Genomic DNA, 14,370 nt, shown 5'->3' with positions numbered 1-14,370 from the left:
GCGCCGGGCGCCGGGCCTGAACCGGCCAGCCGTCTGTGACCCGCCGGGTTCGTCAACCACGTGTGACCCGCCGGGCTCCGGGCGCCGAGCGCAGCACCCGCAGCAGACGGCCCGGGGTCAGCAGATGGGTGGGCGGGGCCAGCATGTTCGACACCCGTAGGAAGGCCGCGCCGAGAGCCGGATCCCGGGAGGCGGCCGCGCGATAGTGCGCCAGGTAGGCGTTGAGTGGCCGGTCGACGGCGCGCCGCGGGCCTTCCGCCTGCGGAAACCGCAGATCGGTGCCGGTGGCCAGCGACCACGGTGTGGCCACCAGGCGGGCCGCCTCGGTGAAGTAGCGATCGATTCCGGTCATCCGGGTCAGCAGCAGCGCCTGGAGCGCGGCCACCGTGATGCCCTGACCGTAGATCGGATTGAAACTACACAGCGCGTCACCGACCACCACGAACCCCGCCGGGCGGCGCGGCAGGCGTTCGTAGTGGTGACGGACGCTCGCCGGAAAGCGCATCCGGACCGGATCATCGAGCGCGACCGCCGTACCCAGGAAGTCTTTGATCTCGGGCCCGGGAAACGATCGAGCGAAAGCGAGAATCCCGGCGTCGTCGACCGGAGGTTCGTCGCCGTGCATGCCCGCGAGCAGCAGCACGACCCGGCCACCCTCCTGACGGATAGTGACGCCGGTGCGCGGCATCCCCGGGTACGGCGCCATGATCACCGCGAAGTCGATACGACCCGGTTCATATTGATAGTGACGAGTCGTATAGACGACGTCGGTGCGCACGGTGCTCGCCGGCACCTCCCCGTAGCCGAGCTCCCGCAACCACACCGGCGACCGCGACGACCGCCCACCCGCGTCGACGACGAGATCCGCTTCGATCTCCTTGTCAACCCCATTCACTCGTACGCGTGCGCCGCGCACGCCGCCCGTATGCAACAGCCCGGTGACCTCGGCACCGTCGATGATCTCCACGTTCGGGAGAGCGCGTACCCGCTCTCGGATCAGGTGCTCGAGCAGCGCCCGGGTCACGCCGTAGACCGGCATCGGCGACCGCGCGCGCCGCATCGGATAACCGTCGAGATACCAGTGGCAGTCGTCGTGCAGGTCACCCTGGGGCACACCGGCCGCCAGCATCTCGTCCACGAACCCGGGAAAGAGCTGGTCGAGGACGGTGCTGCCACGGGCCAGGAGGGCGTGGGCCTGCCGACTCTGCGGCACCCCGCGCCGGGGCCGCGCGGTCTCCGGAAGACTGTCCCGATCAAAGACGGTCACCCGCCCGCACCGGCCGCTGAGTCCCCGCGCGGCGAGCATCCCCCCGATGCTCGCCCCCATGATCACCACCCGCTCCATGCTGATGATCATGACGACGGCCCGGTCCGGGCGCCCTCGCTTTCCCGCCGAAGTCAGGCGATGGTGTCCGGCGAACGCCACAGCGACGTCCGTCAGTTCCCGTCATGGGCGTCATCGAGCAGTGGGTGGAGGTGCACCGTCTGGCGGTGGCCGGCCGGGAGCCGGAGATCGCCCGGGACGTCGGCCGCAGCGTGCGCTGGTTCTGGCTGCGCGGCTCCCGGTTCGAGGACATCGCGGCACTGGCATGCGCCACTCTGACCCTGGGCCCGGACGCGTCCGCCTTCCATGACCTGGCCCGGGCGCGGACGTCCACCGGGCGGCCCCGGGAGGCGCTCGCCGACTTCGGGCGGGCGCTGCGCCTCTATCGGAGCCAGGGCGACCGGACGGGCGAGGGCGTCACGCTCAACGGTATCGGCAGCGCGTACAACACCCTGGGTGACCGGCGGTCGGCCCTGGACAACTTCCATCAGGCGGCCCTCATCAGCCGGGAGACGGGCGACCGGCCGGGCGAGGCGGCCACGCTCAACAACATCGGCAGCGTGTACAGCCACCTGGGCGACCTGCGGGCGGCCCTGGACAACTTCGACGAGGCTCTGCGGATCAGCCGGGAGGTGGGCGACCGCGCGACCGAGGCGGCGGCCCTCAACAACATCGGACACGTGCACAACGATCGGGATGACCGGCGACGGGCGCTGGACTTCTTCCAGAAGGCTCTGCCGATTCTCCGGGCGGAGGGAAACCGGGCCGGTGAGGCGACCACCCTGCACAACATCGGCGGCGTGTACGAGTATCTGGATGATCACCAGTCGGCATTGGCCTGCCTGCACCGTGCCCTGCTCATCGTCCGGGAGGTGGGCGACCGGGCGGGTGAGGCGGCCACCCTCAACTACCTCGGTTCGGTCCATGCCGGACTGGACGCATGGGAGCCGGCGCTGGTCTGCTACCTGCAGGCGTTGCGCATCAGCCAGGATGTCGGCGACCGTACGGCCGAGGCGGCCGCCCGATTCAACCTGGCGACGATTCACCGTGCGGCCGGGGACCTCGATGGCGCAATCGGTGAGCTGGAGGTCGTCGTCGAACTCGACCGGCAGGTCAGCCACCCGGACCTGCACGCCGACATCGCCGTGCTCGACCAGGTACGCCGCGAGCGGGACCAGGACCGCGACAACGCCTGATCGAGATCGGGATTCGATCGTGAAGCGAGACGACTACTGCGGGACTCGGGCCGAGACCTCGTCGAGCGCCTCCACATCGGCGGAGGTCAGGTGCAGGGTCGCGGAGGCGATCAGCGCCGGGAGTTGGTCGAGGGTACGGGCGCTGGCGATCGGGGCGGCGATGCCGGGCCGCCCGCGCAGCCAGGCCAGCGCCACGGTCGCCGGGGCGGCGCCGTGGTCCCTGGCGATTTCCTCCAGCACCTTGACGACGGCCAGCCCCGCGTCGTTGAGGTAGTTGCCTGCCGCGCCGCCCCGGATCGCGCCGTCGAGGTCCTCGGCCGTCTTGTACTTTCCGGTGAGGAACCCGCTGGCCAGCCCGTAGTAGGGCACGACGGCCAGATTCTCCTCGGCGACGACCGGGGCGATGTCGCTCTCATAGCCACCCCGGCGGACCAGGTTGTAGTGCGGCTGCACGGCGACCGGCAGGGTGAGCCCGTCCCGGCGGGCGATCCGGAACCACTCGCGGATCCGCTCACCGGTGTAGTTCGACAGGCCGACCGCCCGGATCTTGCCGTCCTTGACCAGCCCGTCGAACGCGGCGGCGGTCTCCTCGAGCGGCGTCCTCGGGTCGTCGAAGTGCGCCCAGTACAGGTCGATGTGGTCGGTCCGCAGCCGCTTCAGTGAGGCATCGGCGGCGGCCCGCACCGTGGCGGCGGCCAGCCCCCGGAACTGTGGGTGCTGACTGACCTTCGTGCCGATGACCACCCGGTCCCGGCTGCCGCGCGAGGCGATCCAGTCCCCGATGATCGTCTCCGACTCGCCGCCGGAATTCCCCGGCACCCACGCCGAGTAGCCGTCGGCCGTGTCGAGGAAGTCGCCCCCGGCCTCCACGAAGGCGTCGAGCACCTGGTGCGACGCGGTCTCATCACTGGTCCAGCCGAACGTGTTGCCACCCAGGGCGAGCGGAAAGACCTCAAGCCCAGCACCGATGCCACTCATGAAGATCACCGTACTCCCCAACTGTGAAAACAAAACCAATCGATCGTCACCGTCCTGTCCGTCAGTCCCAGTCATGACCACCGTCGAACCTTTGATCGAGGTCCACCGCTTGGCGGTGGCCGGCCGGGAGCCGGCGATCGCCCACCGGCTCGAGCGGGTGCTGGCGCCGAAGTGGCTGCTCACGTCCCGGTTCACGGATGCCGCGAACCTCGCGAGCCTGACGCTGACTCCGGGGCCGGACGCCAGCCGTCCCGACCTTGATCGGTTGCGAGCCCTCCTCGCTCAGATCGAGCAGGCGGCGAGAGAGAACGAGGATCGGTCGTGAGCCGGATGAATGTGTTCGAGCTGGAAGTCTTCGAGCAGACCTCGGACTACTCCGAGCTTCGGCTGTCCAGTGGCGAGGGGAAGCCGAAGACGCGGGCGCTGGACAAGGCCGCCATCGAGGAGCTGATCGGGGTGGTCGAGCATGTCTACACGCCGCATGCGATCGCTCAGAAGCTCTTCGAGTCGTCGCAGCTGCGGGAACTGGGCGCGAAGCTGGCGGAACTGCTGGACTCCGACGAGCGGTGGCTCGAGGACGTCCTCGGCAGCCCGCCGGGCAGCACGCTGCGGATCACGGCGGCTGAGCGGCTCCGGCACCTGCCGTGGGAGCTGCTCGCCAGGGACGGCGCCTATCTGACCGTCTCCGGGACGGCGCCGCTGCTTCCGGTGCGGGCCATCGGCACCAATACGGCGCTCAAGGAACCGGTGGCTCCCGGGAACCGGCCGCTGCGGGTGCTGTTCATGGCCACCTCCCCGGAGGGGGTCACGCCGGTGCTGAACTACGAGCGCGAGGAGGGGGAGATCCTGGCCGCGACCTCGCGCGCCGGCAGCGAGCTGGTGGTCGAGGAGAGCGGCACCCTGGACGGTCTCCGCTTCCTCAGCCTCGACCACGGCGAGGGCTATTTCGACGTTCTGCATCTCAGCGGCCACGCCACCATCGGTACGGACGGGCAGCCCGTCTTCGTGGCCGAGGACGAGCTGGGCCGGCGCTCCGATGTGACCGCTGACCAGATCGCCCAGGCCATGGCCGGGTACTGGCCCCGCCTCGTCTTCGTCTCCGGCTGCCTCACCGGGAACGCGCCGGACGGCGGAACACTGCCCTCGATGAGCGAGAGCCTGGTCCGGGCCGGCGCCCCGGCCGTACTGGGATGGGCCCTGCCGGTCAGCGACCTGGCCGCGACCGAGTTCGCGGCACAGCTCTACCAGGGGCTCGCCGACGGGCAGCGCCTCGACCGGGCGATCGTCGAGGCCCGCCGGCACCTGTTCGCCCAGAAGAGCTGCGACTGGCACCTGTTACGGGTCTACGCCGACCGTTCGCCGCTCGCTCCGATGGTCACTCCGCTGCGGACGATCGGGCGCGCGCTGCCGCGGATCCGGTCCGCCGACCAGGACTTCCTGGATCCGCAGACCCGGCTGTCCCGGGTGGCGTCCCGCGCCGCGTTCGTCGGGCGGCGGCGCGTCATCCAGCGCTGTCTGCGGACCCTCAAACAGCCTCTGGACGGGGCGGGCGCCGCGGAGGCCCTGGTTCTGCAGGGGATGGGCGGTCTCGGCAAGAGCAGTCTCTCCTCCCGGCTGCTGGAGCGGATGCCCACCCACCAGCGTGTCGTCTGGTACGGCCGGGTCGATCCGACCAAGTTCCGGGAACTGACCGACAAGATCGATTTCCCGACCATGGAGCAGCAGATCGAGGCCACCAAGCTGCTCGACAACGAGCAGGCCCCGCTCGCCGTCCGCCTGCGGTTCCTGTTCAAGGGGCCGCTCGCGCAGACGCCGTGCCTGTTCGTGTTCGACGACTTCGAGGAGGGCAACCTCGAGGAGCGCAACGGCGGCCACATCCTCTCCGCCGAGATGGCCGACATCCTGCCGGCGCTGCTGAAGGCGATCCGCGGGACCGGCAGTCCCAGCCGCGTCATCATCACCAGCCGGTACCGCTTCCCGGAGCCCGCCGGAACCACCGTCGTCGTCGAGGCGCTGGAGACCCTGTCCCAGGTCGAGCAGGACAAGAAGATCTCCAACCTGGCGAACCTGCGGCCCGGTTCCGCCCTCGACCCCGGCATCCGGGAGCGTGCCGTCGAGGCCGCGGCCGGCAACCCGCGTCTGCTGGACTGGCTGGACCTGATCGTCGCCGACACCAGCCTCGACATCGACGGCTTCATCACCGCCATCCAGGCGGAGGCGGACCGTTTCCGCCGGGAGACCATCCTGGCGAAGAAGCTGCTCAGCTCCCAGCCCGAGGACCTCCAGCGGATGCTCGCCAAGGTGAACGTCGTCGAGCTGCCGGTGCCGGCCGAGACGGTCCGCGCCGTCCACGACCATCCGGACGCCGGCAAGCACATCCGGCGGGCCGCCGACCTCGGTCTCCTCGAAGAGGGCACCGACCCGGAGAACGGCCAGCCCCGCTACTTCGTCTCCAACGTGCTGCGCCCGTTGATCCGCCCGTTGCTCACCGACGAGGAGCACGTCGCGGCGTGCGCGGCGGCCGCCCGCTCCCTCTACAAGATCTGGGTCACCGACCCCGCCGAGTCCGACGCCAGCGCATGACATCCGTCGAGCGGTGGGTGGAGGTGCACCGCTTGGCGGTGGCGGGTGGGGAGACGGCGATCGCCCGCCTTCTCTCGCGCCAGTTGTCGCCGATGTGGCTACGGATGTCCCGGTTCGCCGACGTGGTGGCTCTCGTGAGTTTGACCCTGACTCTGGGCCCGGACGCCGCGGCCCTGCACCACCTGGGCAGGGCTCAAGCCGCCCTCGGGCAGGCCCGGCCGGCATTGGCGGCTTATGAAGAGGCTTTGCGCCTCTGCCGTTCGGCCGGCGACCGGCCGAACGAGGGGGTCATCCTCGGCGAGATCGGCGTCATGCACGGCCGGCTGGGTGACCCGCAGCGTGCCCTGGAGTACCTGGAGCAGTCCTTGCCCATCGCCCAGGAGGCGGGAAACCGCAAGGGCGAGGCGGCCACCCTCAACAACATCGGCGGCGTCCATGACCGTTTGGGCGACCGGCGGCAGGCGCTGGACTACTACGAGCGGGTTCTGCCGATTCTGCGGGAGCTGGGTGATCGGGCGAGCGAGGCGATCCTCCTCAGCAACATAGGTCTCGTCCACAACGGCCTGGGCGACCGGCTTCGAGCGCGCAGCTATCTGGAGCAGGCGCTCCCGGTTCAGCGGGACTTGGGTGATCGGTCGGGTGAGGCGATCACTCTCAGCAACCTGGGTCTCGTGCACAGCGCCCTGGGTGATCAAACTCGGGCGCAGGACTACTTCGGGCAGGCGCTGCACATCCATCGTGAGGTGGGTGATCGAAGGGGTGAGGCGACCACGCTCAACAGCCTCGGCTTCCTGTACGACACCATGGGCGACCGGGATCGGGCGATGCGGTTCCTGAAGCGGGCTCTCGTCATCCGCCGGGAGGTGGAGGATCGGTCGGGTGAGGCGGTCACCCGGTTCAACATGGCGATGAACTACCGGGCGACCGGGAACCTCGATCAGGCGGTCCGCGAACTCGAGCTGGTCGTCGAACTCGACCGGCAGGTCAGCCACCCCGACCTCGCGTCCGACACCGCCATGCTGGAGCAGGTCCGCCAGGAGCTGGCACGGGCGCGCGCCGCATCCTGATTTCGCGGCGCTCCGCCCGTACCGGAAACGGATTTGGGTCTACGGGTTTGTGGCCTCCTGGCGGATCCGGTCGAATTGCGCGCCCATCGCCTCGGCCAAGGCCTGCGCCGCCGAGAGCGGGCGGACCATGACCATGAACGAGTCGATGAGGCCGTTCTCGTCGTAGTGCAGGAAGTCGCAGCCGGTGATGGCCTTGCCGTCGACCTTGGCCTCGAAGACGAGGGCGTGGTCACGGCCGTCGGCGATCTCGCGGACGTACTGGAAGTCCTCGAATACGCGCAGCACGCCGCGGAGGATGGCCGCGGTGATCGGTTTGCCCTCGTAGGGCTTGAACGCGACCGGGCTGGTGAAGACGACGTCGTCGGCGAGCAGCGCCTCGATGGCGGCGGCGTCGCGGGCTTCCACGGCCTTACGGAAGGTGGTCATCGATCCTCCGAGGGATAGTCAATTTGTTGACTATAGCCGCCCGGGTTCGCCGAGTCCGCCGACCAGCCGTCCAGGGTGATAGGGCACGATTCGCGGCCAGCGGCCGGTGTCGAGGCGTGCCTCCAGCAGGTGCAGCGCGGCCAGATCGTCGGCGGGCTGGAAGGCGCAGTGGCCGATGGCGTTCACGTAGAGGCTGCGGAACAGATCCGGGCGGTGCCGGGTGTGCGCGCCGTACCAGGCGACGTGCTCGACTGGCACCAACTCGTCGACGAGGGTGTGGATGGTCAGGTGCGGCACCCGCAGCGGCCCGTTCACCATCGACGAGCGGCGCAGGTCGGCGACCGCCCACGGGTCGGCGGTCACGTCCGCCGTCGCGGTGAGCCGGTCCAGGTCGGCGCGCAGGTCGAGGCCCGCCTCCCGGTAGAGGGCCCGCACCTGCGCCGAGTGAACACTTCCGGTCAGCAGGGCGCGGTAGTCGACACCCCTGTTATAGGCGCTGTTGCCGCCCGCGGAGAGCTCGATCTGCTGGCGGGCGGTCACGTACCGGTTGAGGGCGCCGCCGGCGGTCAGCGCGAGGAACTGCCGCTGCTGCTGCCCGGCAGGGTCGCCGGTTCCGCCGGACAGGTTGAACAGGGCGGCGGCCAGCGCGATCCGGGCGCGGCCCTGGGGCGAGGCCTGCGCCTCGGTGGTCACGGCGAGGATGTCGGCGGCGGCCTGCGCGGCCTGCTCCGGGCCGTCATAACGGACCAATGGGATGGTACGGCCGGGAGCGAGCAGTTCGGAGAGCGCGTGCAGCCCGTCCAGCTGATAGTTGTTGAGGTTCAGGCCGCCCGCCACGATCCCGCACGTGGTGAGCACCCCGTCGATGCCGCCGCGCGGGTGGTGCGCCTGCCGTGCGCTGACCAGGCCGCCCATCGACCGGCCGATCGCGATGGTGCGCCGCGGCGGCGTACCGAGGATCTGTTCGAACGCCCGCAGCGCGGCGTACTGATCGTTCTCGGCCGTCTCCAGCGCCCACATGGTCGGGCCGGAGTAGGAGGAGCCGACCATCGCGTACCCCTCGGCGAGCAGCAACTCCCGCGTCCGGTCGCTGGGCGCGTCCTGCGGGCGCAGCGGGCCGAAGCCGTGCGCGAAGAGCAGGACCGTGCCGTTCCAGTCGTCCGGGATGTGGCCCAGCCAGGTGGCCCCGCCGGCAAGCGTGCCGCGGTGCTCTCCGGCGGGTGGGGCCGCGGTGGCCGGGCTGCCGGGCAGTGCGGCGGCGATGGCCAGAATCATTGCCAGGGCCAAACATTTCACGGTACGCATGAGGTCCTCCCTGAGGCTCGCGTGCCCGCCATCGTCCCGCTATATATTTGAGAAAGTCAATGATTGAGGTTTTCAATGTCTGAACATCGGCTGCTCGGATCGGACCTGGCCGCCGATCCCGCCTTCCTGCTGGCCCGTGCCCGCGCGGTGACCAGCGGAGCCGCGAACGCCCGCCTGGCGCCGCTCGACCTCAAGGTCCGGTCACTGTCGGTGCTGTGGCTCGCCAGCCAGGACCTGGGGCCGACACAGCGGGAGCTCAGCGAGTTCCTCGGTCTCGACCCCAGCCAGGTGGTGGCGCTCGTCGACGAGTTGCAGCGGCGTGCGCTGGTCGAGCGCCGCCCGGACGAGCGGGACCGGCGCTCCCGGATCATCGTCGCCACGCCCGGCGGCCGGGAGCTTCTGGAGCGGGGGCTCACGGCGGTGCGGGAGGCCGGCGACATCAGCTTCGCGAACCTCACCGACCGTGAGCGCAAGGCCCTCACCGAACTGCTGACGAAGGTCGCCTTCGGCTGACGTCCTACGAGACCTGGAGCTGCCACATCGCTTCCGGGCTCTCGGTGAGGTTGGCCAGAATCAGCCAGTCCGGCCGTTCCGCCTCGAAGACGATGGAGAGCCGGCCGGTGGTCTCCCCGAAACCCTCCGAGCACCCCCTGATCGCGCCCACCACGGAACCGTCCGCGGTCCTCAGCTGAAACTTGCCCAGGGCCAGGGCCGCCGCATGGGCCGCCGGCTCCACGGTCAGGTCGATCGTGACCCGTGGACCCGAAGCGCAACCCCCGGTACCCGTGGTGGCCCGGGTGGGTGTCACCCGCAACTCGGTCTGGTCCACGAACACCGTCACCGGCTCGCCCAGCCACTGGTCCAGTGCGTTCGGGTCGGTGACCTGAACGCGTCCCTTGGTGAAGAGCGAGTCGATGATCGCCTGCTTCCCGGCTTCGTTCTCCACCGGCTCCTTGGCCAGAACATTGCGGCCCACCAGGAGAATCACCGACAGAGCTAGCATCGGGCCCAGCACGCGGCGCCATTGTTCCGGCGTCCATCCGCTGCCGTGTCCGCCTGCCATCCCGCCTCCAAGGTCAACACTGTGACGGTGGATGCTACGACACCGCCGGAAGGCTGCTTCCATGGAGGAGTGATGAGAGGGAACAGGACACCGCCGCCACTGGGCCGGGTCGATCTCGGCGAGGTGCCGTACGAGCGGGCCATGGCCGACATGGACGAGTGGGTCCGGCAGCGGCGTGAACGGGAGGCCGGCGACCGGCTGTTTCTGCTCAGCCATCCGCCGGTCGTCACCTACGGGCGGGCCACCAGCCCGGAGCACTTCGCAGCGCTGTTACCCGGCATCCCGGCCGTCCCCACCGACCGGGGCGGGCTGGCCACCTACCACGGACCCGGCCAGCTCGTCGGCTACCTGGTGCTGGGCCTGCGCGACCGCGGACCCGGCGACATCGTCCGCTGGCTGGAACTCGGCCTCATCACCGCGCTCGCCGACCTCGGCCTGACCGCCGTCCGCCGGGACACCCCGCGCCGCGCCACCAGCCTGGTCGGGGTGTGGACACCGGACCACCGCAAGGTCGCCTCGATCGGGATGCGGGTGCGCGGCACGATCACCAGCCACGGCTTCGCCCTCAACATCGACCCGGACATGTCGGTCTACGACACGTTCATCGCCTGCGGCCTGCGCGACGTCGAGATGACCTCGGTGCGGCAGGTGGCCGCCGAGCAGGGTGTCCGGATGCCGTCGGACGCCGAGATCCGGAACGCCGTCGCCGACCGCCTCGGAGCGTGACTACTTCCCGGCGAGCGCGGCGAAAACGGCCAGCAGGAAACCGACTCCAGCGTTCACCGCGATGACGAAGCCCCGCTCCCAGCCGGCCGGAGCCAGGGCCACGCCGACCACGACGGTGACCACCGCGGCCACGGCCATGCCGATGCGCGCCGCCCGCTGATCCGCGGTGCCGTGCCGCCGGCGCAGCACCGACGACAGGATCACCAGCGCGCCGACCGAACCCGCGACGCCGGCGATGAGCATCGGGACGCCGAGCTCCGGCACACCCGACCGGATCCCGTCGGCCCCGCTCCACGCGAGCAGACCGAAGATCACCACAGCCATCGCGTGCAGGACGGTGCTGACGACTCGTACCTCAGGCATGGCTCATCCTGGCATCCGAAGGTGTCGACTCCCAGATCAGAATCTGGCGGTGATGGGTGAAACCGTTACGCAGGTAGAAATCGACCGCCCGGCGGCCGGAATGGACGGTCACGTGCAGCAGCCGCCGGTCGCGGGCCTCGGCCAGGATCGCGGCCATCAGCGCCGCGCCGATGCCCCGGCGCCGGAACTCCTCACGGACCATGACCGACTGCACGTCACCGAAGCGGCGGTCCATCGCCCGGCCGCCGGGCACCCGCTGCGCCACGAACAGCCAGGCGCAGCCGACCACGTACCCGTCGACCTCGGCGACGAACGGCAGATGCGTCTCCGCATGCATGGCCATCCACCCGGCGAGCGCCGCGATCCCGTCCGGCCCGATGTCCCGCAGTTCCGCCAGCGCCGCCGCATCCGCCACACTGCCCATCCGCACGATCACCCGCCGGAGTCTAGAGAACCTCGTGGCCGAGGTGCGCGTTTCGCTTCCGCGCTTTTCCGGTACGCGTGTCCTCGTCCCGCCGTTATCAGGGCCGTCCCGTCCGGTCGGCGCGATCTCGCTGCCCGCTCCCGCCTGTGCCGCACCCGCCGGGCGTAGATCGGTGGCCGGGCGGGCCGGCCCGTCACCTCCACCCCACTGCCGCCGGTCACGACCGGTGACGCCCAGCCGGCCGCCGCAGCCGTTCGATCTCCGCCAGAGCGGCGTCGTAGCCGACCCCGACCTTCCCGAACCTCGCGACGGCGGCGTTGTCAGTCGCGGCCAGCACGCCGAGCAGCAGGTGTTCGGTGCCGATGTGGCCGGTGAATATCTCGGACTGGCGCAGGTCTACTCCCTGTCCGACGAACCCGGTCACGGAGCGGAGATCTTCTCGCTGCTCCGTGGGAGCACCCTCGAACCGGGCGCCTATCTGGACGCGTTTTTCGACACCGGCCACGAACGGCAGGGCGCCGTCGAGTCACCATAGCGTCGGCGGGATCGGGCTGACGTGGCTCAGGCGAGGTGGGGGTGGCGTGGTCCACCCAGCTTGACGGAGAGCTCGCTGAGGAGGCGCCGGTAGGCGATGCCGTCCTGCCGGGGTGACTCGTCGCCGATCTCGAGAGCCAACTCGTCCGCGAAGAAGGCCGACCGGTCCAGTTGCGTGAGGAGGTCCGTCCACCGCAGGCCGGTCCGGGTCATCCGGGCGGTGGTCGTGCCGATGTCGGTGCCCTTGCGGAGGAGGCGCCGCTGGGCGCCGGACAGGCTGATCGTGTACGGGCGATCGGGCCGCAGGCCCAGCTCGGTCAGCGCCTCCAGGCTGACGTCGCCCAGTTCACGGTAGTCGACGGCGTCCGCGGACACGGTGAACTCGCACCACGGCGACCACCGGCGCTCTTCGGCCTCGGGGCTTCGGTAGACGAACTCTGAGGAGTCCCGGTCCGCGGGGTCGTCCACCCGGGCCCGCCAGCGGTAGGAGGCGCCCGGCGCCAGGTCGCCGGGACGGAACTCCAGGGCCGAGGCGCCGCCCCTCACCATCGTCTCGCCGCCGCCCAGGTGCTCGTACTCGTAGACGAGTTCCGCACCGTCGCCGTTCGCCAGCGCCTTCGTCAGGGCCGTGCCGGTCACCGGCCGCCCCGGGCCGGTCACACAGACCTCGTGGCCGGCGGTCAGCACCGGGGTCGGCGCCGGCAGCACCGGTGCGGCCGGAATCCACAGCCCGGGGTCGACGGGGGTGCCGTCCGGCACCGCACAGACGAAGTCGAACAATGTATTCGGCTGGTCACGGTATTTCTCGAAGACTTCCTGGGCCGCTTCCCGGCACTCCGCGTACAGCGCCGGGCCGTCGGACGGCCCGGTCCACCTGGGCGCCGAGGCCGCCGTCGAGAGCACGCCCACCAGCCCGGCGAGCATGGCCGGCCAGCGCAGGATCGTGCGCACAGCCATCGTGACCTCCGCTCCTCTCCGGCGCTTCGCAGTCCTTTCGGTCACGCGGCGCCGAATATGAAACATTTTCCCGTACGGATCACCGGCCCGGCGGGGTGGATCGCACCTGCGGGACCAGGGCGCGGACGATCTCACGGACGACGTCCTGATCGCTGGGGCGGGCCGGTTCGTACTCGGTGATGCCGAGCCCGGCGAGAGGGAACCGGGCGGCGAGCGCACGCACCGCGCCGACGAGCCGTGCGGGGGTGATTCCGTGCGGTTCCGGGGTGCCGACCGAGGCGAAGAACTCGGGGTCGAGCACGTCGACGTCGATGTGGACGTAGACCGCCTCGGCGCCGGTGGCCTCGACCGCGGACAGGAGTGGCGACGGGTCCACCAGATCCGCCACCCCGATGCGTTCGACCGCGCCGGCATCGACGAAGGCCCGCTCCCCGGGATCGAGGGCGCGGACCCCGGCGAGCACCAGCTGCTCCGGGCACAGCGTGTGCGCGGGCAGCAGCTCCGATGGGCCGTCGCCGAGCAGGGTACGCAGGACCATGCCGTGGAAGGCGCCCGACGGCGACGACTCGGGCGTGTTGAGATCGCCGTGCGCGTCGAACCAGATCACGGCCAGCCCGGTCCCGTGGCGGGCCAGCGCCGCTTCGACGGGCGCCAGCTCGACCCCGCAGTCACCGCCCAGCACGACTGCCGGGCGGTCCGGGATGGCGGCGCGGACGGCCTGGAGGTTCCTCGACAGGACGTCGAGGGCGGCCACCCCGTCGGTCGCGGTGCCGGGCCGGTCGCTCACGTCGACCCGGATGTGGTCGCCCGCGGGGACGAGCGCGGCCAGGTCGGCGGCCCCGCGCCGGAGCCGCCGCGCGGTCGGCGTCCCCGAGCCCTGCCATTGGGCGATCTCCAGAACGGGAGTCTCCACCATTCGCCACTCCTCCTTCTATCGATATGCGGTCGAGTGAATATTATTTCAGTCCCGGCCGTTCTGTCGATTTCTTGTGGGCCGTTCGTCGTAAGGGTGCGGGACGATCGTGATCACGAGAGGGAGGACGACCATGCCGCAGTACGCGGTCCTGATCTATGCGGGGGACGCGCCCGGGGACCTGGAGATGCACGACCGGCACGCCGCGGAACTGTCCGGGTCGGGCCGGCTCGCGGCGGCGTTCGCGCTGGCGGACGGGAGCACCGCGACCTCGATCCGGGGCGCCGGGATCACCGACGGGCCGTTCGCCGAGTCCAAGGAGGTGATCGCCGGCTTCTACGTCATCGACGCCTCCGATCTGGACGAGGCGCTGGCGATCGCGGGCCGCAATCCGGCCGTCCGGCAGGGCGGGGGTGTCGAAATCCGGGCGGTCGCCGGTGGTTTCGTCCGGCCGCCGGCGCACGGGTGACCGGCGTGACACACGCCGCCGACCGCCCGGTCACCGACGCGC

At 70.5% G+C, this 14,370-nt stretch carries 17 protein-coding genes; 7 read left to right on the top strand and 10 right to left on the bottom strand.

The window, feature by feature from the left end:
- Positions 1–52 precede the first annotated feature (52 nt).
- Positions 53–1,345 (bottom strand): FAD-dependent oxidoreductase, encoded by a 1,293-nt coding sequence (locus tag BJ964_RS38050; protein WP_229807333.1) that lies wholly within the window; start codon positions 1,343–1,345, stop codon positions 53–55.
- 104 nt (positions 1,346–1,449) lie between these two features.
- Here BJ964_RS38050 and BJ964_RS38045 point away from each other — a divergent pair, with 104 nt between their 5' ends.
- Positions 1,450–2,520 carry a tetratricopeptide repeat protein gene (locus BJ964_RS38045; protein WP_188125179.1) on the top strand — a complete coding sequence of 357 codons (1,071 nt, stop codon included), beginning with the start codon at positions 1,450–1,452 and terminating at the stop codon, positions 2,518–2,520.
- A 33-nt stretch (positions 2,521–2,553) separates the two neighbouring features.
- On the opposite strand, the gene BJ964_RS38040 is transcribed toward BJ964_RS38045, so the two are convergent.
- Complete coding sequence (locus tag BJ964_RS38040; protein WP_188125178.1) at positions 2,554–3,498, bottom strand: aldo/keto reductase; 945 nt, start codon at positions 3,496–3,498, stop codon at positions 2,554–2,556.
- 73 nt (positions 3,499–3,571) lie between these two features.
- On the opposite strand from BJ964_RS38040, the gene BJ964_RS38035 reads away from it, so the two are divergent.
- From BJ964_RS38035 to BJ964_RS38025, 3 genes are read left to right on the top strand one after another with little or no spacing between them, the layout of a single operon-like run.
- The gene (locus tag BJ964_RS38035) at positions 3,572–3,823 is read left to right on the top strand and encodes a hypothetical protein (protein WP_188125177.1); all 252 of its coding nucleotides are present in this window, start codon (positions 3,572–3,574) and stop codon (positions 3,821–3,823) included.
- Positions 3,824–3,828: 5 nt separating this feature from the next.
- On the top strand, positions 3,829–6,081 hold the full coding sequence (locus BJ964_RS38030; RefSeq protein ID WP_188127401.1) for a CHAT domain-containing protein: 2,253 nt from the start codon (positions 3,829–3,831) through the stop codon (positions 6,079–6,081).
- A complete protein-coding gene (locus BJ964_RS38025) occupies positions 6,078–7,148 on the top strand; it encodes a tetratricopeptide repeat protein (RefSeq protein WP_188125176.1) in 1,071 nt (356 codons plus the stop codon). The genes BJ964_RS38030 and BJ964_RS38025 overlap by 4 nt, the downstream gene beginning before the upstream one ends.
- Before the next feature lie 39 nt (positions 7,149–7,187).
- Here the strand turns inward: BJ964_RS38025 and BJ964_RS38020 are convergent, their stop codons facing one another.
- Both BJ964_RS38020 and BJ964_RS38015 read right to left on the bottom strand, forming a co-directional pair.
- The gene (locus BJ964_RS38020; protein ID WP_188125175.1) at positions 7,188–7,574 is read right to left on the bottom strand and encodes a nuclear transport factor 2 family protein; all 387 of its coding nucleotides are present in this window, start codon (positions 7,572–7,574) and stop codon (positions 7,188–7,190) included.
- Positions 7,575–7,604: 30 nt separating this feature from the next.
- Entirely contained in the window at positions 7,605–8,879 is a 1,275-nt protein-coding gene (locus tag BJ964_RS38015; protein ID WP_188125174.1) for an alpha/beta fold hydrolase, read from the bottom strand.
- Between the two features lie 75 nt (positions 8,880–8,954).
- Between BJ964_RS38015 and BJ964_RS38010 the strand changes: the two genes are divergently transcribed.
- Entirely contained in the window at positions 8,955–9,392 is a 438-nt protein-coding gene (locus tag BJ964_RS38010) for a MarR family winged helix-turn-helix transcriptional regulator (RefSeq protein WP_188125173.1), read from the top strand.
- 4 nt (positions 9,393–9,396) lie between these two features.
- Here the strand turns inward: BJ964_RS38010 and BJ964_RS38005 are convergent, their stop codons facing one another.
- Positions 9,397–9,882, bottom strand: a complete 486-nt coding sequence (locus tag BJ964_RS38005) for a hypothetical protein (protein ID WP_188125172.1) — start codon at positions 9,880–9,882, stop codon at positions 9,397–9,399.
- A gap of 132 nt (positions 9,883–10,014) precedes the next feature.
- Between BJ964_RS38005 and lipB the strand changes: the two genes are divergently transcribed.
- On the top strand, positions 10,015–10,668 hold the full coding sequence (gene lipB / locus BJ964_RS38000; RefSeq protein WP_188125171.1) for a lipoyl(octanoyl) transferase LipB: 654 nt from the start codon (positions 10,015–10,017) through the stop codon (positions 10,666–10,668).
- Here lipB and BJ964_RS37995 read toward each other — a convergent pair whose 3' ends face one another.
- The 5 genes from BJ964_RS37995 to BJ964_RS37975 all read right to left on the bottom strand — a co-directional run bounded on the left by BJ964_RS37995 (position 10,669) and on the right by BJ964_RS37975 (position 13,862).
- Positions 10,669–11,031 (bottom strand): hypothetical protein, encoded by a 363-nt coding sequence (locus BJ964_RS37995; protein WP_188125170.1) that lies wholly within the window; start codon positions 11,029–11,031, stop codon positions 10,669–10,671.
- Positions 11,024–11,467 carry a GNAT family N-acetyltransferase gene (locus BJ964_RS37990; RefSeq protein WP_229807334.1) on the bottom strand — a complete coding sequence of 148 codons (444 nt, stop codon included), beginning with the start codon at positions 11,465–11,467 and terminating at the stop codon, positions 11,024–11,026. Before BJ964_RS37990 ends, BJ964_RS37995 begins: the two co-directional genes overlap by 8 nt.
- Positions 11,468–11,672: 205 nt before the next feature.
- Complete coding sequence (locus BJ964_RS37985) at positions 11,673–11,879, bottom strand: Clp protease N-terminal domain-containing protein (protein WP_188125169.1); 207 nt, start codon at positions 11,877–11,879, stop codon at positions 11,673–11,675.
- Positions 11,880–12,016: 137 nt separating this feature from the next.
- A complete protein-coding gene (locus BJ964_RS37980; RefSeq protein WP_188125168.1) occupies positions 12,017–12,946 on the bottom strand; it encodes a hypothetical protein in 930 nt (309 codons plus the stop codon).
- Between the two features lie 79 nt (positions 12,947–13,025).
- Complete coding sequence (locus tag BJ964_RS37975) at positions 13,026–13,862, bottom strand: arginase family protein (RefSeq protein WP_188125167.1); 837 nt, start codon at positions 13,860–13,862, stop codon at positions 13,026–13,028.
- A 130-nt stretch (positions 13,863–13,992) separates the two neighbouring features.
- Between BJ964_RS37975 and BJ964_RS37970 the strand changes: the two genes are divergently transcribed.
- Positions 13,993–14,328 (top strand): YciI family protein, encoded by a 336-nt coding sequence (locus BJ964_RS37970; protein WP_188125166.1) that lies wholly within the window; start codon positions 13,993–13,995, stop codon positions 14,326–14,328.
- The last annotated feature ends 42 nt before the right edge of the window (positions 14,329–14,370 follow it).

The sequence above is a fragment of the Actinoplanes lobatus genome (assembly GCF_014205215.1).
Taxonomy (GTDB): domain Bacteria; phylum Actinomycetota; class Actinomycetes; order Mycobacteriales; family Micromonosporaceae; genus Actinoplanes; species Actinoplanes lobatus.
The sequence above is the reverse complement of the archived record's forward strand: the minus strand, read 5'-3'. Positions and strand labels throughout refer to the sequence as shown.

Coding starts and splice junctions, on each gene's coding strand:
- BJ964_RS38040 (WP_188125178.1), bottom strand. CDS start 3,498: ATGAGTGGCATCGGTGCTGGGCTTGAGGTCTTTCCGCTCGCCCTGGGT.
- BJ964_RS38005 (WP_188125172.1), bottom strand. CDS start 9,882: ATGCTAGCTCTGTCGGTGATTCTCCTGGTGGGCCGCAATGTTCTGGCC.
- BJ964_RS37970 (WP_188125166.1), top strand. CDS start 13,993: ATGCCGCAGTACGCGGTCCTGATCTATGCGGGGGACGCGCCCGGGGAC.
- BJ964_RS37975 (WP_188125167.1), bottom strand. CDS start 13,862: ATGGTGGAGACTCCCGTTCTGGAGATCGCCCAATGGCAGGGCTCGGGG.
- BJ964_RS38020 (WP_188125175.1), bottom strand. CDS start 7,574: ATGACCACCTTCCGTAAGGCCGTGGAAGCCCGCGACGCCGCCGCCATC.
- BJ964_RS37980 (WP_188125168.1), bottom strand. CDS start 12,946: ATGGCTGTGCGCACGATCCTGCGCTGGCCGGCCATGCTCGCCGGGCTG.
- BJ964_RS38050 (WP_229807333.1), bottom strand. CDS start 1,345: ATGGAGCGGGTGGTGATCATGGGGGCGAGCATCGGGGGGATGCTCGCC.
- BJ964_RS37995 (WP_188125170.1), bottom strand. CDS start 11,031: ATGCCTGAGGTACGAGTCGTCAGCACCGTCCTGCACGCGATGGCTGTG.
- BJ964_RS38015 (WP_188125174.1), bottom strand. CDS start 8,879: ATGCGTACCGTGAAATGTTTGGCCCTGGCAATGATTCTGGCCATCGCC.
- BJ964_RS38025 (WP_188125176.1), top strand. CDS start 6,078: ATGACATCCGTCGAGCGGTGGGTGGAGGTGCACCGCTTGGCGGTGGCG.
- BJ964_RS38010 (WP_188125173.1), top strand. CDS start 8,955: ATGTCTGAACATCGGCTGCTCGGATCGGACCTGGCCGCCGATCCCGCC.
- BJ964_RS38035 (WP_188125177.1), top strand. CDS start 3,572: ATGACCACCGTCGAACCTTTGATCGAGGTCCACCGCTTGGCGGTGGCC.
- lipB (WP_188125171.1), top strand. CDS start 10,015: ATGAGAGGGAACAGGACACCGCCGCCACTGGGCCGGGTCGATCTCGGC.
- BJ964_RS38045 (WP_188125179.1), top strand. CDS start 1,450: ATGGGCGTCATCGAGCAGTGGGTGGAGGTGCACCGTCTGGCGGTGGCC.
- BJ964_RS38030 (WP_188127401.1), top strand. CDS start 3,829: ATGAATGTGTTCGAGCTGGAAGTCTTCGAGCAGACCTCGGACTACTCC.